This window comes from Cerasicoccus arenae (assembly GCF_014651635.1).
Classification (GTDB): domain Bacteria; phylum Verrucomicrobiota; class Verrucomicrobiia; order Opitutales; family Cerasicoccaceae; genus Cerasicoccus; species Cerasicoccus arenae.
Genome location: NZ_BMXG01000001.1, coordinates 62027 through 81101, shown reverse-complemented (window position 1 = coordinate 81101; position 19075 = coordinate 62027). Strand labels below are relative to the sequence as shown.

Sequence of the window (19075 nt, the reverse complement as noted above, 5' to 3'; positions counted from 1 at the left end):
ATAGGTGGCGTGAAGAAGCGTTTTCAAGGCGGTATTTTTGAATTCGGTAAGTCAGGCAGAGGTTGAAGTCGGGCGGGCGTTGGTTAATAGAATGCCGTATATCACACCTGCGACCACGGAATACGTTGGGCCAACGAACCATCCGATGAAGGGAATGAGCGTGATAAGGAGGCCCACTAGAGCAAAGCAGATCACGCCGACTGCATTCGCGCGTAGTATCGCGAATGACTGAGTTGGCGTAAGGCCAGTGCGTTCGCAGTAAGGGTCGATGTAGCCCACTGCGCTTAAGAATAGTTCGATTAATGGCACGACTACGCCTGCTAGCAAAGCCCCAATCAGCGGAATTAGCCCAATCACCATACCACCGAAAAACGCGCCAATGGCGGCAGAAATCGTGAGCACGGCCATGGCCAAGGGACGTTTGATTGATTCCCAAATGGACCGGTCTACTTCTTTAGAGTGACCGTTGATAAGGATTTCTGCTTTTACAGAGAGCTGGTCAAGCCACGGGCCATAGCAGACCATGACCAAGCTGCGAAAGGCCACATAGCAGGGGCCGAGTCCGACAATAAACAGGATGATTAGCAGCGGAATTCTCAGCCAATCGGGTAGTTGAAAAACTTCATTGAGTGACTGCTGAATCCAACCGCCAAGTGATGCGGCGAATATCCAGCAAAGGCTCAGCAACACCAGTGCGAGCAAAATGGAGAGGGCAATGGGTGCCAGCAAATACTTCCAATAGCCAAGCTTCCAGAGTAGCTCGTGTGCTTTGGCATAGGAGAACCTGACGTCACCAGTCATCGTTTTTTCATCCAAGGCGACACGAGATTTTCGTAGGCGGGGCCGGGGACAATAACTTCATCTCCTGGGCTTGGGCTGCCCTGTGCAATCCAGAAACCGGCGGAGCGTCCATCTTGCTCGCCTGAGGGAAGTAGCACGCCAGTCGTTTGTAGTTCGTAATTGCGGGTGACCATGGGCCGGTTGGCATGGATGTAGCGCGTTTGCAGCCAGCAGACGGCGATTTGGCGCTGCTCGTCGACCGAGACCAGTTTGCCAATAGCGATGTTGGGGGTGGGCGGCGTAGGGCCTTCCTCTACCCACTCTTCCGGCTTAAACTCTTCTATTGTAATCGTGCGTGGCGGTGCCGGGGTTTCATTACGAGAGACAGAGCGACCCTTGCTTGAATAAAAATTGCGGGTAGTATTGGAACGCTTGCGTAGGAAGTCCTGAAACTTGGGATCGTTTTGTAGTGCCGCGACTTCTGCCTCAGACAACGGACGTTCTAAGTCGATCACCACTTTGCCTTCCTCTGGTTCATCTGAACCAAAAAGAAAATCAAAGAAACCACCGCCGGAATCTTTCTCTTCAGGGGATGCCTCTTCCGTAATTTCCGGCTCGGCGTCCGCGGTTTCTTGACTGGCCATTAGTGAGGAGAAATCCGGGCCGCCGACGGGGATTGTAACGGGCGGTGCTGGGGTCGCAGGTGGATTTTTCGCGATCACACGAAAAAAAGGCGCGACGGACTCGCTGGTCGTGACTTCACCTTCGGGGCCAATGATATCCGTTGAGGTTTTACGTAAGCCCAGTGGGATTAACTCGATTTCCGGGGGCAAATTTGTCACTGGCTGTTTGGTATCCGGGTCGACGACGACGCCGTCGATAATCGTCACTACTTGCGGCCAGTTTCCTACTGGTGCGGACGAAGGGGGGGGGGAGGCAGGGGCAGATGTCGGAGCTGGTATGGTGTTTAGCTCAAAATTCCGACCGTCAGTTGTCTGCACGACTTGCCCATTGACCATCGTTTTATAGCCTTTGGTAATGTAGCCTGGGCCAACGGGAGTGACCTCCTCTGGGCGTGGCTCTCCCTGAGCGTTGAGCAATACGGTGCTCAGCATGGTTAGGAGGCATGTGCTGAGAATGATGCTGGCTCGGGGAAATGTCATTAGCTGGTTAAATTAGTGGGTTGTCCCAAGTAAATCAAGCTAGGCCTTTCCGCGCTCATTCATTGCGCTGTAGACGACGGGCACGACAAAAACGGTGATCAGCGCGACGAGCATACCGCCCACTGTGGGGATTGCCATGGGGATCATCACATCAGAGCCACGGCCCGATGAGGTCAACACCGGTAGCAAGGCGAGAATCGTTGTGGCGCTTGTCATACAAGCCGGGCCGATGCGCCGATTGGCTGCCTCCAGTACTGCTTCGCGGACGGCAGCTTTCGTTTTTGGGGTATCTTTAAAGCGTTCCTGGAGGTAAGTGCCCATCAGTACGCCGTCGTCGGTTGCGATGCCGAATAGCGCCAGAAATCCCACCCAGACCGCGACGCTCAAGCTAATCGGCTGGACTTGGAAAATTTGTCTCAAGTCCCAACCAAAGAGACTTACGTCAAGGAACCAGGGCTGATTGTAGAGCCAGATCAAAATGAACCCACCGGACCACGCCACGAAAACCCCGCTGAACACTAAAAAGCTCATCCCGATTTTTTTAAACTGCATGTAGATCAGCAGGAAAATCAGCAGCAATGCCACGGGCAGCACAAGTCGCAGGCGTTGCATTGCGTGAATCTGGTTTTCGTACGTGCCGGTAAACTCGTAGGTCACTCCATGGGGGAGAGTAAATTCGCCAGTGGCCTGTTGCGCACGAATGATTTTTTCAGCAGTCTGGGCGACGTCGACCTCGGCCATGCCCGGTTGATGGTCGAAGATCACGTAGGCCGTTAGAAAGGAATTTTCACTTTTGATCGATTGCGGCCCGCGCACATAATTGATGCTCGCAACTTGCTGTAATGGAATCTGCGCACCATCGTTGGTGGCAATGAGGATGTTTTCCAAGCTCTCAATGTCGCCACGCAATTCGCGTGGATAACGCACACGGACGGGATAGCGCTCGCGGCCTTCCACCGTAGTCGTCACAGGTTTTCCTCCAATGGCCACCTCGATCATGTCGTTCAGGTCCTTAACCGTGAGACCGTAGCGGGAAAGCTCCTGACGATCAGGGGTGATTTCTAAGTATGGTTTGCCCACGACGCGATCCGCAAACACGGTCTCTGAACGTACACCGGGCACACTCTGAAGCTGCTTTTCCAAGGTGAGCGAGGCTTGCTCCAATTCCTCCAATGTGGTGGCGTAAACCTTGACGCCCATCGGTGCGCGCATACCGGTTTGCAGCATGACAAGCCGCGTCTCGATCGGTTGAAGTTTAGGCGCGATCGTGGCACCTGGCATTTGTGTGACGGTGGCAATTTCGTTCCAGATGTCGTCGGGGGTCTTAATTTCGTCGCGCCATTGGCGCACGAGCTCGCCGTCTTCGTTGTGAGCAAACTCCGGCTTATAGTTAATGATGGTCTCGACCATGGACACGGGCGCGGGGTCCATTGGGCTGTCAACGCGACCGATTTTTCCGACAACGCTTTCAACTTCAGGAATCGCTTGGATGGCTCGGTCTTGCATGGAAAGCATTTCCGCCGCCTCGCCGATAGAGGCGTGGGGCATGGTCTTTGGCATGAACAGGAACGAGCCTTCGTCGAGCGCGGGCATGAACTCCTTTTGAAGTCCAGGGAACGCGTTTCGCAGCGGTCCTGGGCCGCCCAACCAACTGACTCCGCCGAAGAGAATAACGAACAACACACCGGATAAAAACAGAATCTTGAATCGCAGCAGCATGCGCAGAATGGACACGTAGAAAAAGACTAATGTACGAAAGAACAAGAGTACGCTGCCCACCACGATAAAGACGAACAATGTATTTCCCAGCGTATGTGTTGGCCCGAGCGGTTGCCAAGCGGAAGCAAGGAACAGCGCGACGGCTAGTGCCACGGCCCCATTAATAAGCAATGTGGGCCAAGGTAGCGTGCGGGCAAAGAATTTACGTGGCGCTTGCTTCTCGGTTGGATCTTTTTTGGAAGCGCGGAGGAGAATTAGCGCGAGCACTGGCACCAAAGTCAGGCTAACGATGACTGATGCAATTAATGCGTAAGTCTTGGTAAAGGCGAGAGGGCGGAAGAGCTTGCCTTCGGCTCCTGTCATGAAAAAGACTGGGAGGAAGCCGATGACAGTCGTCATAACGGCGGTTAATACGGCTCCCCCAACTTCAGTGCTGGCACGCCAGACAATCTGCGTGCGTGGTTCAGAAGGAGGTGCCTGGTCAAGTTTTTCCTGGATATTGCCGCATAGCACGATACCCATATCGACGACTGTGCCGATCGCAATAGCGATGCCTGCCAGCGCGACGATGTTCGCTTCGATCCCTGTGAGCTTCATTGCAAGGAAGGTCACCAGCACCGCTAACGGTAACACTGACGAAATGATTAATGCGCTCCTTAATCGCCAAACCAGTAGGATGATGACCAGCACCGTGCAGAGCACCTCCAGACTGAGTGCGTCTTCCAACGTGCCAAGCGTTTCAAGGATAAGTCCTGTGCGATCATAAAAGGGAACAATAGTGACTTGGCTGACGGTTCCGTCGGTGAGGGTTTTGCTCGGTAGCCCGCCTGCGATTTGCGCGATTTTTTCGTGGACGTTTTCAATCACCGCAAGTGGGTTTTCGCCATAGCGCGCCGTGACAACGCCACCGACTGCCTCTACGCCATCCTTGTCCAAAACGCCGCGGCGTAGTGCTGGCCCGAGCTCGATTTCCGCGACTTGATCGAGCGTAATCGGCGAGCCATCACGGGCCTTGACCACCGTGGTGCGCAGGTCGTCGAGGTCTTTGATCCACCCCAGCCCACGGATGACATACTCGACTCGATTAACCTCAATCGTGCGTGCGCCGACCTCGTCGTTGGATTCCCGGACAGCGCGGAAAATGTCGTCAAGCTGCACGTCGTAGGCGCGCATAGCGTCGGGGTTGACATCGATTTGGTATTCCTTGATGAAGCCGCCGATCGACGCGACTTCAGAAACTCCATCGACACTTTGCAATGCAAAGCGAACGAGCCAGTCCTGAATCGAGCGTAGTTCCTGTGGGTCCCATCCACCAACTGGATTGCCGTCCGAATCGCGCCCCTCGAGGGTGTACCAGAAGACTTGGCCCAGGCCAGTGGCGTCGGGTCCCAGAGTGGGTTGGACGGCGTCGGGCAGCGTGCCGGGTGTCAGGCTATTCAGTTTTTCGAGGATGCGGCTACGGCTCCAGTAGAAGTCCACCGAGTCATCGAAGATAATGAAAATCGTCGAAAATCCGAACATGCTATTGCTGCGGATTGCTTTGACGCTTGGCAGGCCGAGAAGGGCCGTGGTGAGCGGATAGGTGACCTGATCTTCAATGTCCTGTGGGGACCGTCCGGCCCATTCCGTAAAGACGATTTGCTGGTTCTCACCGATGTCCGGAATCGCGTCTACGCCAATAGGATAACGCTGTACGCCGGGAATTTCCCAGTCAAAAGGCGCGACGAGAATACCGCCGACGCCTAGCATAAGCGCAAGAAGCGCGACGACCAATCGGTTGTGCAGGCACCAGTGGATCAGCGAGTTAATCATTGGACGGGCAAGTTATTCGGGGTCGTCCCAACTCGCGGTTTGGCTGTTCCAGACCGCGAGCACTTCGCCGCAACTCAGCATGTCTGGGCCGAAATAGGGATTGGTGACCTCGGCTGTATTTTGCAACCAGCGGGCACCTCGGTCGTCATAAACCATTGGGCAATGCATCAAATAGAGGGGTGTTTTTCCACGCCATTTGAAAGTCTGAACCAGAGTAATGAGTGCCTCGGAAAGTCCTTCCAGCCCGGGTTTTCTCTGTTGGATGGCATCCTGTTTGAGCAATGCCGCGGCCTGTTCTCCGTCGACTTGTTCAGCCATTAGGATTTTCATGGCTGGCGGCGAAATCCCTTTCATCGGAATGGCTTTGATTTTATCCGCAACTTCTGCGGCGGCAGATTGCGCGGAGGTAAAGTCTACCTGATCTAGCTTCGTCTCTAGTTTAAAGTAACTTTGTAATGCAGAGTTTAATGCGACATTGAAGCTGTCGTCTGTTGTGAATTGCTGAGAGATGTTCTTGTGCAGCGAGTAAATGTCCACTGGATCTTGGAGGTCCGTTGATTTACCATCTTCTGAAAGCGGATGACTTTGATCGCTAGTTGTTACTTCATTGCTAGGCATTGCCTGCTCAGCGGTTTTGGGAGTCATCATGCTGGGTTGGGCCTTGATTTGCAATTCGCTGTCGATGCGGAACGCGCCATTGGTTACAACTTCATCGCCTTCGCTTAGTCCACTTTGCACTACAAAGTAATCTTTCACTCTTGGCCCGAGGACGATTTCTCGACCGATGAATTGACCCTTTTCTGCTTGAAGATAGACGACTGCTCGTGAACCTGTTCGCAGGACTGCTTCTGCGGGGACAAGCAGCGGTGGTTCGCCGGGATCGTAGGCGGCGTAGCCAAGCTCCGATGCTGGTTCCAGCGGCATGCCGCAGATGGGGCAATCGCCGGGTTCATCGGAGACGATTTCCGGGTGCATGGGTCCGATCCATTTGCCCGCTAGTTCGGGTGCCACAACTTTACCGCCGGTACCAAGATGAGCCTCAACCGTGCCACGCACGAACATGCCAGGGCGCAATTTCCCGTCTTGGTTATCAACGTTGACGCGCACTTTGACGGTGCGTGTCTTGGGGTCGAGCATGGGCTGGATAAATGCGATGGTTCCAGTAAATGTTTCGGCTGGATATGCCTTGGCGCTGATCAGGACGTGTTGACCATACCTCAACCAACTGAGATCGGTTTCATAGGCGTCAAGGTGGACCCAAAGCTTACTGAGATCGGTCACCTCAAAAAGACGCGAACCAGTCTTAACGTAATCGCCATCGCGCACATCGAGTTGAGTAACGACGCCGCCGGTCGGTGAGTCAATGCGGACACGATAGACTGGCTTGCTCGTGCTTTCGATGAGTTCGATCTGGTCCTCGGGGATGTCCCATAAGCGTAGGCGCTCCTTAATGCCTGCGGCCGACGCCTTGTTGGAGTCGTAACGCAAAGCACCAATCAGTTCGCTTTGTGCTTCCACCAGCTCGTCGCTGTAGATTTCGGCAAGGTGTTCGCCTTTACGCACTCGGGTGCCCACGAAGTTGACGAACAGGCGCTCAATGCGGCCAGGGAAACGAGCGGTGACCGTGGCCACGCGGGTGTCGTCTGGCGTAATAACGCCAAAGAGATTAATTGTGCGGGTTGCTGGGCCGCGCTCAATAATGGAGGTTTGGATGTCGGCTAGAGCAATGGCGGCGGCGGACAATTCAAGCGAACGAGGATTGGCGGCATCCCCGGATTTCATTGGAACCAATTCCATGCCGCAGATCGGACAATTTCCTGGCCCGTCCTGCTGGATCTGCGGGTGCATCGAGCACGTGTAGATGGTCGGTACGGTTGGCGATGCCGCGCGCGGTTGCGTTTGATCTGTTTTGCCACATCCGCTCAGAATACCGAGACCGATCAAGATGGAAAGCTGGATGATGCGCTGCATGACGAGTATTTAGTTGGCGGCATTCAATAATCCTGACGAACCGAGGTAAAGCTTTGTCAGGCCTCTAGCTGCTCAGTCAATCCGTTCAGGGCTTTAGTATAGGCAGCGAGGTCGTTGGCTAGCTTTGTGATCCGGTGGCGCAGATCGGCGTCAGTAATCTGTGGGCCTTCAAAATGGCTACCCGTGGCGTAAACGAAGCGGGGGAGGACTACACAGCGGAAATCAAGCATGAGGCTGTTTGCGACACCCATGACCGACATATAGCTGCTGTTCCCACCGGCTGCGCAGAGAAATCCAACGACTTTGCCGGTCCAGTGGCGACCAGTCAATTCGATCATGTTTTTTAGCGCGGCGTTGACATCGTAGTTGTAGACTGGGGTTGCCAGAAGGATGCCCTTGGCTGCGCTAATTTTCTCGGCGAGCTGCTTAACATTTTCATGGCCATAAGCAGCGCCGCCATCACACAAAGGGAGCTCGTTTTCGGCCAAGTCTACCCATTCCGCTGAAGTGAGGTCGCTCTTGGCTGCTTGCGCCATGATACGGCTTCGGCTGCCGGGGTTGAGGCTGCAGGAGATGATTAACAGTGGGCTTTCCGCTTTAGCTGACATTGAGTAAGGGTGAGTTTGAATATGCGGACTGTCAACTGTGTGCATGTGGTAGCTTCACAAACAAAAAAGCCCCGACATACGCCGAGGCTTTTTTTGAAAAACTGTGGATCCAATTAATTGCTAATCGGGTCGCTATTGGATGGGACCTTACCAGCATTATCTGTAATGATGGATGGGTTCGGGCCGGATACAATCGAGGCGTGATTGACGACCGTGGCAGAAATGCCCGCTGCGCCCACTTGAGCAACGAATGCGTTGGCAGCTGCTAGAACTTCAGGTGAAGCGTCTTCCATGCTACCTTCGAAGTTGATGATAACATAGGATTGTTCTGCGGGGACTGGAATTTGGTCACCATTAGGGAGGACTACGGTTACGTCGCCTTGGACATTGGTGGTGGAGAAACGACCAGTGGTGGCGTTATAGGAGACAACCCAGACCGTGCCACGAATACCAGCAGATGCAACTGGTGTATTGATCGTAAATGTCGATCCCTTATCAAGTGCGAGCTTGCGGACTTCGCCAATCACTTCGCCATACTCCATGAAAGTGGAAGTTTGCGACATGCTGGGGTCTTTTTCCAAACGGAGGAAAGAGCCGAGCGCTGGGTCATAAGCAGCTTGTTCGAAATCGGTGATGTCAAACTTGCTGTTGGGTGTGACGTTGATCGAGGCACCATTGGAGAAGAGGAGCAGCGTGGTGGAATCGTCGCCCGTAGCAATGGTGTAGCCTTCATTGAACTCGCGGCCACGCATTAGGGGTTCGCTGGCTCCAGTGGATTTGTTGATCAGGGTTACGTCACCCTTGACCAGAAATGCTTTGATGACGCCAACCTTCTCTTGTGCTTGAGCGGCGTTGACGAGGCACAGCGCGAAGGCTGCAAGAGTAATGACTTTAAGGAATTTCATGGTCGGTGCGTTAAGAAGAAAGTGGGTATTATAGCTTGTACGTTAGCAGTGAGTTTGAATCTGTTCAAGTAAAATCAATGCATGCTAAAAGAGGTTCGATAAGCATCAATTTACTTTTATGCATTGATAGAGTTGCCATGTGTCATTCTTTGGTCAATATCAGATTCTGACTTGGGCTGAGAAATAAGTAAATTGTAACCTAATGGAAATACTTGGCATTGATATTGGCGGCTCAGGCATGAAAGCGGCAGTCGTAAACTCGCAAACTGGTGAATGGCTAACGCCTCGCTACCGGATCGAAACGCCTCACCCGGCCAAGTATGATCATATGCTAGCGGCGCTGAAGGATATTCAGGCGCATTTCAGTTGGCAGGGGCCAGTTGGTTGCGGTTTTCCGGGGGTCATTCGTGAACAGCGAATCCAGACCGCGGCTAATCTCCATAAGTCACTGGTAGATAAAAAGCTCGGCAAAGAAGTTGCCGAACTTTTTGGACAACCCGCTTGGTTGATCAATGACGCTGACGCTGCCGGAATGGCTGAGGTTCGCTTCGGTCTGCCCAAGGGACAGGCTGGTGTGGTGCTTTTCCTGACCATTGGCACGGGCATTGGCACGGCATTTTTCACCGATGGCAAATTAGTGCCGAATTCCGAGTTCGGGCATATGATTATGTCGACTGGCAAAGACAAATTTGCCGAGGCCGAGCACTATGCGGCGGACTCTATTCGCTGCCGGGAGAAATTAAAATGGTCGGAGTGGGCGAAGCGGTTCAATGAATTCCTGAATGCAATCTACGCTTTAACCCAGCCGGATTTGATCGTCGTGGGGGGGGGGGTAGCCAAAAAAGGTGAGAAATTTATGAATCACCTTAAGCCGCCATGCCCCTTATCGTTAGCAACACTGCAAAACCGCGCCGGTATTACCGGAGCGGCGTTGGCAGCGGCGGAACAAGCCGTCTAGCGACTTACTGAAAGTCTGCTGGTACGACGAGCACAGCGGCTTCTTTTTCCTTTTTCTTTTCTGTGCCTTTATCACCGCAACCACAGGCGGTGGCGATGCTGGCGCTGAATCCGAGAATGGCGAGTATGGCTACTAGTTTTTTCATAGAACGTCTAATCTAGCCGATATAATGGAAAAATCAAGCGCGTCCGCGATTTTTAAATCACTCATATGATTTACGTCCCTCATCGTATTCAAAATACTCAGCCATAGTCTGGATTTCGTCACAGTTGGCCAAGCCGCTTTCGACTTTTCGCTCGGTGAGGCGCTCGGTTGTGCCATCCTGCCAACCGGTTTTGCGCAGAAATTCGTTCCAGACGTGGACATCGCCTTCGTTGAGTTCACGGCCGTTTTCGAAGCACCATTGGAGGATTTCTTCGTCACTGCCGCCTTCGAGTGTTCGTTCGCGAATGGTATTATAAGGCACGCGGAGCAGGTTTGCGCAGCGCATATCGAACCCACGACCGAGGTTTTCGGTGAAGTCATTGCGCAGCTCACCAGCAGCGTGCTTGCGGATTTTGTCGAGCATTCGGGCAAAGTAGATCATGCCCTGGGTTTTTTCGTAGGCGGATATAGGAGTTTTCATGGTTTCTATTAATTACTTGGCTAGTAAATCGAGGCAGTCTTCCAAGGGATAAGACCAGATTTCGCTCAAGGTCGGGTGATACCAATGCACTTTCAGCAATTGTTCTAGGGTAGCGCCCAGGCTGACGCCTACCGCCAGGGAATGGATTAGCTCCGAAGCGTCTTTGCCAACAGCTTCGGCGGCGAGGACCTTGCCTGTGCTTTTCTCGGCCCAGACTTTGACATAGCCGTGCTTGGCCTCCATCAGGATCGACTTGCCGTGGTCGTCGAAGGGATAATCGGCGGAGACAAACTCAATGCCGCGCTTGGTCATTTCGTCTTCGGTCAGGCCGACGTGGCCGATCTGCGGGTCGGTGAAGACGACGCCCAGCAGCGTGTCGTAATTGACGGCTTCGGCAGGTTTTCCAAAGGCGTGCTTGGCGGCGACTTCGCCCTGCATGATTGCGATGTGGACGATTTCGTGCGGGCCGGCAACATCTCCCGCCGCATAGACGTGTGGGTTCGTGGTCTGCTGAAATTCGTTCGTCACTAAATGGCCGGACTTGCGCGTTTCCAACCCGGCGGCGGCGATGTTCAGCCCTGCCGTGTTCGGTTTACGGCCGAGGGCATTGAAGAGATGCTTGGCTTCACGGACCAACGTTTCGTCGCCGTGTTCGAAGGTGACGCGAACGCCGCTCTCGGTCTTTTCGATAAGCTTGAGCGCTGTGTCGGTGATCAGCTCAATGCCTTCCTCACGGAAAACGGTTTCGATGACGACTGCCGCCTCGGGCGAGACCTCTTTTAAGATATGGGGGCTGCGCTGAATCTGAGTCACCTTGGTTCCCGCACGGTGGAGGAATTGGGCGAGTTCGCAGGCGACAATGCCGCCGCCGAGCACGATGACCGACTTGGGCAGAAAATCGAGGTCGAGCACGTCGTCGCTGGTCCACACTGGGACATCGGCTAAACCGGTTATGGGCGGGAAATTGACTGCGGAGCCAGTTGCGACGAGTATCTTGTCCGCCGTCAGTACCGTGCCGTCATCAAGTGTTACCTCTCGTTCGTCGGTGAATTTCGCCTTGTTGCGATAAAGCGTGAAACGGTCGCTTTGGAGCTGTTTCTGACGGTAGTCTGCAAAATCGCCGATGGTCCGAAGCTTACGTTGATGCAGCGCGGTCATGTCGATTTTCGCGGAGGGAATATCGAGCCCGAAGAGCTTGGCCTTTTGCGCGAGATGCAGGACTTCGGCCGAGTAAATAAGTGTCTTCGACGGCATACATCCACGGAGGATGCACAGCCCGCCGAGTGTTGCCGCGCCATCGACAATGGCGACGTGCTCCGAATATTCACGTGCAGTCCGCGCTGCCGCGTAACCGCCGCTGCCGCCGCCAATGACCAAGTAATCGTAATGGATGCTCATGTTGAGAATAGATTAGAGTGGGGCAGCGCCATTAAGCAAGCTGCCAAGGTGTTCTGCTAATCGTAGTCTCAGTCGCCCGCGAAACCTTGCGGATATTAATGAGGTTATCGGCGAACTTATTGCTATTGGCGCAGTACGCCAATCTCTGGATACAACGATACGTTGCTTTAGCCGGGGGGCCATTCCAACTTGCGGCCAGCGAGGACGTGGATGTGTAGGTGAGGGACGGCTTCGCCGCCATCGGGGCCGTTGTTAATGACTAGCCGGAAGCCCTTTGGACCGAATTTATTGCCCATCTTGCGGGCGACTAGGAGCAGGTGCCCGAGCACGGCGGCGTCGCTGTCTTCAGCCTCGCCAATGCGGATGATTGGTGTTTTCGGGATGACAAGAAGATGTGTGGGTGCTTGGGCGGCGATGTCACGGAAGGCTAGGCATGCCTCGTCCTCGTATTCAATCGACGCCGGAATTTCCCGGTCGATGATTTTCTGGAAAATGGTTTTATCCGCCACGCGGTGTTCCTTGGTTCGTGGTTCTTGATGCTTGGTTCGAGAAAACGTTCAATAGCGTAACACTGGGAAACCAGGAACCAAGCACTAAGAATCACTGAGCGCTTACACAAAAACCAGCCGCAGGTGGGTCTTACGGGAACTATATTTCGCGGCGAGCTGCTCGATGTAGTCTTGGGTGTGGTTGTAGGTTTGTTGGCGCTTGTTGGTGAAGTAGTGGCCTGGCGGACAAACACTCTGGCGGAGGCCAGTGATCAGGATAATCGCTTCACGGCAACCGCCCACTTTGCGCAGCGCATGCATGATTGCGGGGCGCAGGAAGAGTGGGTCATCGTCGGCTCCGGTTAGGTCACAGTGAGCCACGCCCATGTGGCGTCGCCCTTGCAAGTGCAGGCGTAAGAGCTGCTCGACGACTTGATTGAGTTCGGTGAAATCTCGGTTGCCCGTGCGTCGGGCAAATTCGACCGCAGCCCCAATCTGAGTCGCCAACTCGGCATCGCTCTCCGTCGCCAAGTGCAGTAAGTGATTCAACGTGTTGAGATCGACTTCGGGCGTTAGTTGGGCCTTTTCTGACGTTTCCATCCTCTGCGTCTTCACGCCTTTACGGGAAAGTTTCAAATAGATCGGAGCCTCATCGGACACCGACATTCAGGTCGCTGATTTCCTGGACGAGTTCGCTGATGTCGCGGAAGTCCTTATAGACACTGGCAAAGCGGACGTAGGCGATTTGGTCGATGTCTTTCAGGCGCTTCATGATTTGTTCGCCAATGGCTTGGCTGGGGATTTCGCTGTCGTGCTGACGTTCGAGTTCGTCCATGATTTCGACCAGCATCATCTCGATTTGCTCGCCTTCGATGGGGCGCTTTTCGGCGGCGCGGCGTATGCCCGCAAGCATCTTGGCGCGGTCAAATTCTTCACGATCGCCATTGCGCTTGATGACAACTAAGCCCTCGCGGAGGATTTCCTCGATGGTGGTGAAGCGGTGACCGCAGCCCAAGCATTGACGCCGCCGGCGAATCGACAGGTTATTCTTGCCCAGTCGGGTATCCAACACCTTCGTGTCGTTGTGGCTGCATTTAGGACATTGCATGGTGTAAGTTGAGCGATCGGGGAATCGGCGGTTCCGCTCAGTTGGCCGACAGTTTGAGGAAATTTTCGAGCAGCTTCATACCGTGGGCGGTGGCATAGGACTCAGGGTGAAATTGCACACCATAGATGGGGAGTTCCTTGTGGCACATACCCATGATTTCATTGGCGCTATCGGCGTAGTCTGGGTCGTCAACCCAGGCCGTGACTTCGAGGCTGTCGGGCAGGGTAGCGCGCTCAACGAGCAGCGAATGATAACGCGTGGCGGGGAAATCCTGTGGGAGGCCGTTAAAGACGTCGCTATCGGTGTGCTTGACGGGAGAAGTCTTGCCGTGCATCAGGCGATTGGCCCGGATTACGTTGCCGCCGAAATACTGACCGATGCACTGGTGCCCGAGGCAAACGCCCAAGAGTGGTACTTTGCCCGCAAATTCCTTAATCATTGCTAAACTCACGCCCGCCTCAGTCGGCGAACAGGGCCCTGGTGACAGCAAGACGCGGTCGGGCTTGAGCGCGGCTGCTTCCGCGGGCGTAATCTCGTTATTGCGGAACACGCGCTGCTCCACCCCGAGCTGTCCGAAATACTGGACGAGGTTGTAGGTGAAGGAGTCGAAGTTGTCGATGACCAGAAGCATGATTTGAATCGGGTAAGCTGTTCTAAATCCCACAAATAGTCAAGCCACGACTTAAAACACTAGATGTAGGGTTTTTTGAAGCAATTACGGCAAAAAGAAAGCGCCCCGATTGAGACGCTTCTAGAAAGATGTTGGCTCGCGGATTATTTCGCGGCTGCTGGAGCCTTGGCTCTGCGGCGGCGATAGGCCATAAAGCCTGCCAAGGCGACGAAGCCTACTCCTACGATGTAGGTGGACGGCTCTGGGATGGCAGCTGCTACAACTGACACCGGGCTAAAGCCAGAACCGAATTGAAGTGCGAGGCTCGAGCCGATCGTGGATTCAAAAGCACTTAGGCCGGTAGGTGATAACGCGGCGTAGCTTTGAAATACACCAGATCCCGTTAGGGTTTGTAGGCTAGCTGTGCTGACGCCCAAATTTAATGAAATCGACCCCCCTGTATTGTCAGTCGAAGTTATTGCGGTATCATAGCCACCAGCGGGAAAGCCTGGGGTGCCAACATTCGTGGAGAAGGCAACGTCGTTGTTATACGAAAAGGTTGAAAACCCAGGTGCACCCAGTCCAGTCAAAGTCCAGATTGTCAATCCGCCACCAGCATTGATTGGTGTCCCAGTATCCGATCCAGTCAGGGCAAAGGTTTTGTCAGCGGTATTGATATTCAAAATAAGCGCGCCATAGCTGGAAGCTGAAGCGAGCGTGAGCGTGGTGATTGCAAGAAGAAGGGTAGTAGCAGATTTCATGTTACGTAGTTACAGCTAGAATCGGCTTTTCGTCCAATCCCAATTAACATTTTGAATGTTATTTTTTGACGAAGCTCCAATGTGGTGGCTGATGCGTGCCCCACGAGCGTCGGGCATTGATGGTGGGAACCGTTTGCTCGGTTCGGGCAAAATCGATCCAACAAAAAGCGCCCCGATTGGGACGCTTCTAGAAAAATGCCAAGAGCGGATTATTCCGCGGTTGCTGGTGCCTTAGCCTTGCGTCGGCGATAGGCCATAAAGCCTGCCAGCGCGAGGAAGCCTGCGCCCGCGATGTAGGTGGACGGCTCGGGGATGGCTGCGGCGCTTACCACGGAAATGGACGAAAAACCGGTACCCAAACCTGGATTTAGGGGTAGCGACATGCCGATAGTTGATTCAAAACGGGCCAGAGCACCAGGGCTAACCGATGAATAGGACTGAAAGGCACCCGTTCCAGTGAGTGTTTGCAGCGCTGGGGACGACATCCCTAGATAGAGAACGACAGTGCCACCGGCCGAGTCATCCGTCGCAATTGTAATGTCACTAGCCAAAATAGAGTTACCAGGTGTCCCTACGTTAGTCGTAAAGCTCACATCATTGTCGTAATTTGCTAGCGTATCAGTGCCACTCCCTCCAAGACCGTTCAATACCCAACCAACAAGACCTTGGCCAAAAATATCGCTTGGTGTGCCAGTATCGGAACCGGTGAGGGAGAAGGTTTTAGCTGTCGTATCCAGACTAAGAACCAGTGCAGCTTGAGATGCAGTGGATGCGACTAATAGGGAGATGGATAAGCCGATGGCGAGTCGTTTCATAGTGTGTGCTAGGTGTTATACCTAACTAATACTTGGGGTTATGTTGGGTGTCAAGAGTGGGAGGGAAGCAACTCTGAGATAATTCGCCCTCGACACGGATGCCGCGTGTCCTATGCCCTTTCAGCACAATGACCGATTCCTTCCAACTCCTTCAAGGTGGTGCCAACGGCCCACGTCGCGGGCGCGTGAGCACGCGCCATGGCGAGATTGAGACGCCGATCTTTATGCCCGTGGGCACGCAGGCCACGGTTAAGGCGATGACCCCCGCGCAGTTGGACGACGTTGGCGCGCAGATCATTCTGGGCAACACGTATCATCTCAACCTTCGACCGGGGTCGGAGTTGGTCGCGCAGCTCGGCGGGTTGCACAAGTTTATGGCGTGGCCCAAGCCTATCCTGACGGACAGCGGCGGCTTCCAAGTGTTTTCCTTGGCCAAGCTGCGTAAGATTACGGATAAGGGCATTGCCTTCCAAAGCCACATCGATGGGCAGAAGATTTTTCTTGGCCCGCGTGAGTGTTTCGACATCCAGCGGAATTTGGGCACGGACATCGCCATGGTGCTCGATGAATGCCCGCCATTTCCCTGTGACGAAAAGGACTGTCGTGCAGCGGTTGACCGCACCATCCGCTGGGCCAGAGAGTTTAAGGACATCGCGGCAGGGGAGGGGTGGCTCGACGCAGGCCATCACGCCTTTGGCATTGTGCAGGGGTCGATTTACGAGGATCAGCGCAAGGAATGCGCCCAGGCGCTGGTTGAGATTGGTTTTCCTGGCTATGCCGTTGGCGGGGTGAGTGTTGGCGAGCCGGAGCCGGAAATGCTGCGTCAGGTCGCCGCAAGTCTGCCCGAACTGCCGGCCGATAAGCCGCGCTACATTATGGGCGTGGGCACGCCTCCGCAGTTATTAAAGATGATTGCTCTGGGCGCTGATATGTTTGACTGCGTGATGCCCACCCGGCTCGCGCGCCATGCCAACGTATTTACGCCCAATGGGACGATTAACTTGCGCAATGAACGTTTTAAATACGATCCAGCACCTATCGTTGAGGGCTTGGATAATTATACCTGCCAACACTATTCACGCGCCTATCTGAGGCACTTAGTCATGGCGAATGAGCTGCTCGCTCACACGCTTCTCAGCCTGCACAATGTCCATTTCTTCCTCGACCTAATGGCGCAGGCACGTGCTCATATAGAGGCTAATGATTTTGAATCCTGGAGTCATCAATGGATAGAGACTTATGACTTAGGGTTAAATGACTAGGGCCATAGGGCTTAGTCAGTTATACTTAGGTTTGGGGTAGACTTTCAGGTAGAAACAAGTATGTGTGTAACGTTCCTGTTACTGCTATGACTACTTCTACTAGACTACTCATTATTGAGGAAACTGAGCTTACCCGAATTGGAATGAGGTCGCTGATTAATCAGTATCCTGAATTTTCGATTGTGGGTGAGGCGGTGGACAAAAAGTCCGCCTTTGATCTCTACGATAAACTCCAGCCAGACCTCGTTCTGATGGATATGATGCACCCTGATTGTAGTGGGCTGGACATCTGTCGGCACATTCGCAAATCAGATAAACCCGCCAAGCTTTTCCTGATCTCCTCTTGCTGTGATCACGACAGCATGATTGAAGCGTTTTCTTTAGGCGTTGAAGGCTACCTGCTCAAGGACACTTGTTGCAGCGATCTAATACAGGCCATGCGGGATGTCGTGGAAGGCAAAACGGTGATGGCACCTGCTGTCGCGGAACAAGTGGTTGAGCACATGCGCAGCGGAAGTCCGCAGCAGCAGACTCATCTGATTGATTCGCTCAGCACCCAAGAACGACGGGTGCTGGAACTGGTAGCCAAAGGCTTGTCTAACCGTCAGGTCGCGGAGGAACTCGGTTTAAGCGAGAAAACGATCAAAAATTACTTTAGTAGCGTCCTCGGAAAGCTTTCGGCCAATCGTCGGACAGAAGCCGCCGCCATGTACTGGGAATACCAGAAGGAGACGGCTACGCATTAAGTGGGTTGCTGCTGTTCCAATCAGCCGCGGCAATTTGATGTGATTTTATTTTGTAAGTTTATGGATATCAGAACCTTACTGATATAATGAGGTCGGCTAAAAGCTTGAGATAGTTCAAAATCTAGCCTGCCCCCCCCTTGGCCCGAATTGGCAGGTGCTTTAAATTCTATCAAGGCTTGCTCTATCAGCGTGTCCGAGTGATCTCCACCGCCACATAGTCGAAATCTCCGTCAACCGGTGCATTGGGTTTTTTTACGAGAACCGAGACCTCTTGCAGGCGTGGGAAATTCGTCAGTAATCGTGTAGCAATGCGCTCTGCGACTGCTTCTATCAGGTCGTATCGTTCCTTCTCCATGACTACGCGCACGCAGTCAAAAACGAGGGCATAGTTGACTGTGTCGTCAAGATGATCGCTTTGGCCCGCTGGGCGTAGATCCAAGCTCATTGTTAGGTCGACGAGAAAGCGTTGGCCCTGCTCCTGCTCGAAATCCAGGCACCCGTGGTGGCCGAAGAAGCCCATGCTTTGAAAATGAATTTTATCCATGGCGATAAAGAGCGTCGGCCATGCGAGTCGCCCGAAGATTAGCCTGCAGATCATGGACACGCAGGATATCTGCGCCTTGTTGGACGCCTGCGACGCTTGTCGCGAGCGTGCCTTCGAGTCGTTGATCAACGGGCAGATTCAGCGTTTGGCCAATGACGGATTTGCGGGAGGTGCCAAGGAGCACAGGGAATCCCAATGCCCGCAGTTCGCCGAGGCGTCGAATCAATGCAAGATTCTGGGCAACGCTTTTACCAAAACCAATGCCGGGATCTAGCATGATTAGTTCCTCTGCCACGCCTGCGTTGACTGCGATTTGGATGGATTTTTCGAGAAATTTCTTAACCTCGGCCACCATGTCGCCAGGATAATCTGCGCCTCGACCATTGTGCATCAGAATAGCTCCCGCACCGAATTCGGCCACGGTTTCCGGCATGTCGGGGTCGTGTTGAAAGCCCCAGATGTCATTAATAATCGCCACTCCTGTGGTCAGGGCTTTGCGTGCGACCGCCGCCTTGTAGGTATCCACGGAAATGGGTACCTCTAGCACTGGCGTCATCGTTTCCAAGACCGGCAGTAGACGGGCAATTTCTTCTTCCGCAGTGATCGATTCTGCGCCGGGGCGGGTGGATTCTGCACCAATGTCAATAAAGTCCGCTCCTGTGCGAATCATTACCTGAGCTTGTCGGAGTGCATGGATGGGAGAAAGAAATTTACCTCCGTCGGAAAACGAGTCCGGCGTCACATTCAGGATTCCCATTAGGAAGGTGCGTCTTCCCCAGTCGGGCGGTGTCCAGCGTCGCAT

The 19075-nt window shown here is 53.7% G+C and carries 20 protein-coding genes; 3 read left to right on the top strand and 17 right to left on the bottom strand.

The window, feature by feature from the left end:
- Positions 1-51: 51 nt before the first annotated feature.
- From IE065_RS00375 to IE065_RS00350, 6 genes are all read right to left on the bottom strand, one after another.
- Positions 52-801 carry an EI24 domain-containing protein gene (locus IE065_RS00375; RefSeq protein ID WP_189510615.1) on the bottom strand — a complete coding sequence of 250 codons (750 nt, stop codon included), beginning with the start codon at positions 799-801 and terminating at the stop codon, positions 52-54.
- Entirely contained in the window at positions 798-1943 is a 1146-nt protein-coding gene (locus tag IE065_RS00370; protein WP_189510612.1) for a hypothetical protein, read from the bottom strand. The genes IE065_RS00375 and IE065_RS00370 overlap by 4 nt, the downstream gene beginning before the upstream one ends.
- Positions 1944-1982: 39 nt before the next feature.
- On the bottom strand, positions 1983-5474 hold the full coding sequence (locus IE065_RS00365) for an efflux RND transporter permease subunit (RefSeq protein ID WP_189510609.1): 3492 nt from the start codon (positions 5472-5474) through the stop codon (positions 1983-1985).
- A gap of 12 nt (positions 5475-5486) precedes the next feature.
- Positions 5487-7445, bottom strand: coding sequence for a heavy metal-binding domain-containing protein (locus IE065_RS00360; RefSeq protein ID WP_189510607.1), 1959 nt, complete (start codon positions 7443-7445; stop codon positions 5487-5489).
- 56 nt (positions 7446-7501) lie between these two features.
- On the bottom strand, positions 7502-8053 hold the full coding sequence (locus IE065_RS00355) for an NADPH-dependent FMN reductase (RefSeq protein WP_189510605.1): 552 nt from the start codon (positions 8051-8053) through the stop codon (positions 7502-7504).
- 113 nt (positions 8054-8166) lie between these two features.
- A complete protein-coding gene (locus IE065_RS00350) occupies positions 8167-8958 on the bottom strand; it encodes a FecR family protein (protein ID WP_189510603.1) in 792 nt (263 codons plus the stop codon).
- 202 nt (positions 8959-9160) lie between these two features.
- Here IE065_RS00350 and ppgK point away from each other — a divergent pair, with 202 nt between their 5' ends.
- Positions 9161-9916: a polyphosphate--glucose phosphotransferase gene (ppgK, locus tag IE065_RS00345; RefSeq protein ID WP_189510601.1), complete on the top strand. Its 756-nt coding sequence runs from the start codon at positions 9161-9163 to the stop codon at positions 9914-9916.
- A 4-nt stretch (positions 9917-9920) separates the two neighbouring features.
- On the opposite strand, the gene IE065_RS00340 is transcribed toward ppgK, so the two are convergent.
- The 9 genes from IE065_RS00340 to IE065_RS00300 form a co-directional block, all read right to left on the bottom strand.
- Complete coding sequence (locus IE065_RS00340; protein WP_189510598.1) at positions 9921-10061, bottom strand: hypothetical protein; 141 nt, start codon at positions 10059-10061, stop codon at positions 9921-9923.
- 57 nt (positions 10062-10118) lie between these two features.
- Positions 10119-10541 carry a DUF5069 domain-containing protein gene (locus IE065_RS00335; RefSeq protein ID WP_189510596.1) on the bottom strand — a complete coding sequence of 141 codons (423 nt, stop codon included), beginning with the start codon at positions 10539-10541 and terminating at the stop codon, positions 10119-10121.
- A gap of 12 nt (positions 10542-10553) precedes the next feature.
- Positions 10554-11939 (bottom strand): dihydrolipoyl dehydrogenase family protein, encoded by a 1386-nt coding sequence (locus IE065_RS00330; RefSeq protein WP_189510593.1) that lies wholly within the window; start codon positions 11937-11939, stop codon positions 10554-10556.
- 167 nt (positions 11940-12106) lie between these two features.
- Complete coding sequence (locus IE065_RS00325; RefSeq protein WP_189510590.1) at positions 12107-12448, bottom strand: histidine triad nucleotide-binding protein; 342 nt, start codon at positions 12446-12448, stop codon at positions 12107-12109.
- Between the two features lie 102 nt (positions 12449-12550).
- Positions 12551-13087: a hypothetical protein gene (locus IE065_RS00320; RefSeq protein ID WP_189510587.1), complete on the bottom strand. Its 537-nt coding sequence runs from the start codon at positions 13085-13087 to the stop codon at positions 12551-12553.
- Positions 13077-13535: a transcriptional regulator NrdR gene (nrdR, locus tag IE065_RS00315; RefSeq protein WP_189510583.1), complete on the bottom strand. Its 459-nt coding sequence runs from the start codon at positions 13533-13535 to the stop codon at positions 13077-13079. Before nrdR ends, IE065_RS00320 begins: the two co-directional genes overlap by 11 nt.
- A 37-nt stretch (positions 13536-13572) precedes the next feature.
- On the bottom strand, positions 13573-14166 hold the full coding sequence (locus IE065_RS00310; protein ID WP_189510580.1) for an anthranilate synthase component II: 594 nt from the start codon (positions 14164-14166) through the stop codon (positions 13573-13575).
- 143 nt (positions 14167-14309) lie between these two features.
- A complete protein-coding gene (locus tag IE065_RS00305; protein WP_189510577.1) occupies positions 14310-14906 on the bottom strand; it encodes a PEP-CTERM sorting domain-containing protein in 597 nt (198 codons plus the stop codon).
- A gap of 209 nt (positions 14907-15115) precedes the next feature.
- Entirely contained in the window at positions 15116-15721 is a 606-nt protein-coding gene (locus IE065_RS00300; RefSeq protein WP_189510574.1) for a PEP-CTERM sorting domain-containing protein, read from the bottom strand.
- 128 nt (positions 15722-15849) lie between these two features.
- On the opposite strand from IE065_RS00300, the gene tgt reads away from it, so the two are divergent.
- On the top strand, positions 15850-16983 hold the full coding sequence (tgt, locus tag IE065_RS00295; protein WP_189510571.1) for a tRNA guanosine(34) transglycosylase Tgt: 1134 nt from the start codon (positions 15850-15852) through the stop codon (positions 16981-16983).
- An 86-nt stretch (positions 16984-17069) separates the two neighbouring features.
- A complete protein-coding gene (locus IE065_RS00290) occupies positions 17070-17729 on the top strand; it encodes a response regulator (protein ID WP_189510568.1) in 660 nt (219 codons plus the stop codon).
- Between the two features lie 184 nt (positions 17730-17913).
- On the opposite strand, the gene folB is transcribed toward IE065_RS00290, so the two are convergent.
- Both folB and folP read right to left on the bottom strand, forming a co-directional pair.
- Positions 17914-18273, bottom strand: coding sequence for a dihydroneopterin aldolase (folB, locus tag IE065_RS00285; protein WP_189510565.1), 360 nt, complete (start codon positions 18271-18273; stop codon positions 17914-17916).
- Entirely contained in the window at positions 18266-19075 is an 810-nt protein-coding gene (gene folP / locus IE065_RS00280) for a dihydropteroate synthase (RefSeq protein WP_189510562.1), read from the bottom strand. The genes folB and folP overlap by 8 nt, the downstream gene beginning before the upstream one ends.

Excerpts from the sequence above, each read along its gene's own strand:
- IE065_RS00375 (WP_189510615.1), bottom strand. The coding sequence starts at position 801 with ATGACTGGTGACGTCAGGTTCTCCTATGCCAAAGCACACGAGCTACTC.
- IE065_RS00370 (WP_189510612.1), bottom strand. The coding sequence starts at position 1,943 with ATGACATTTCCCCGAGCCAGCATCATTCTCAGCACATGCCTCCTAACC.
- IE065_RS00365 (WP_189510609.1), bottom strand. The coding sequence starts at position 5,474 with ATGATTAACTCGCTGATCCACTGGTGCCTGCACAACCGATTGGTCGTC.
- IE065_RS00360 (WP_189510607.1), bottom strand. The coding sequence starts at position 7,445 with ATGCAGCGCATCATCCAGCTTTCCATCTTGATCGGTCTCGGTATTCTG.
- IE065_RS00355 (WP_189510605.1), bottom strand. The coding sequence starts at position 8,053 with ATGTCAGCTAAAGCGGAAAGCCCACTGTTAATCATCTCCTGCAGCCTC.
- IE065_RS00350 (WP_189510603.1), bottom strand. The coding sequence starts at position 8,958 with ATGAAATTCCTTAAAGTCATTACTCTTGCAGCCTTCGCGCTGTGCCTC.
- ppgK (WP_189510601.1), top strand. The coding sequence starts at position 9,161 with ATGGAAATACTTGGCATTGATATTGGCGGCTCAGGCATGAAAGCGGCA.
- IE065_RS00340 (WP_189510598.1), bottom strand. The coding sequence starts at position 10,061 with ATGAAAAAACTAGTAGCCATACTCGCCATTCTCGGATTCAGCGCCAGC.
- IE065_RS00335 (WP_189510596.1), bottom strand. The coding sequence starts at position 10,541 with ATGAAAACTCCTATATCCGCCTACGAAAAAACCCAGGGCATGATCTAC.
- IE065_RS00330 (WP_189510593.1), bottom strand. The coding sequence starts at position 11,939 with ATGAGCATCCATTACGATTACTTGGTCATTGGCGGCGGCAGCGGCGGT.
- nrdR (WP_189510583.1), bottom strand. The coding sequence starts at position 13,535 with ATGCAATGTCCTAAATGCAGCCACAACGACACGAAGGTGTTGGATACC.
- IE065_RS00310 (WP_189510580.1), bottom strand. The coding sequence starts at position 14,166 with ATGCTTCTGGTCATCGACAACTTCGACTCCTTCACCTACAACCTCGTC.
- IE065_RS00305 (WP_189510577.1), bottom strand. The coding sequence starts at position 14,906 with ATGAAATCTGCTACTACCCTTCTTCTTGCAATCACCACGCTCACGCTC.
- IE065_RS00300 (WP_189510574.1), bottom strand. The coding sequence starts at position 15,721 with ATGAAACGACTCGCCATCGGCTTATCCATCTCCCTATTAGTCGCATCC.
- tgt (WP_189510571.1), top strand. The coding sequence starts at position 15,850 with ATGACCGATTCCTTCCAACTCCTTCAAGGTGGTGCCAACGGCCCACGT.
- IE065_RS00290 (WP_189510568.1), top strand. The coding sequence starts at position 17,070 with ATGACTACTTCTACTAGACTACTCATTATTGAGGAAACTGAGCTTACC.
- folB (WP_189510565.1), bottom strand. The coding sequence starts at position 18,273 with ATGGATAAAATTCATTTTCAAAGCATGGGCTTCTTCGGCCACCACGGG.
- folP (WP_189510562.1), bottom strand. The coding sequence starts at position 19,075 with ATGCGACGCTGGACACCGCCCGACTGGGGAAGACGCACCTTCCTAATG.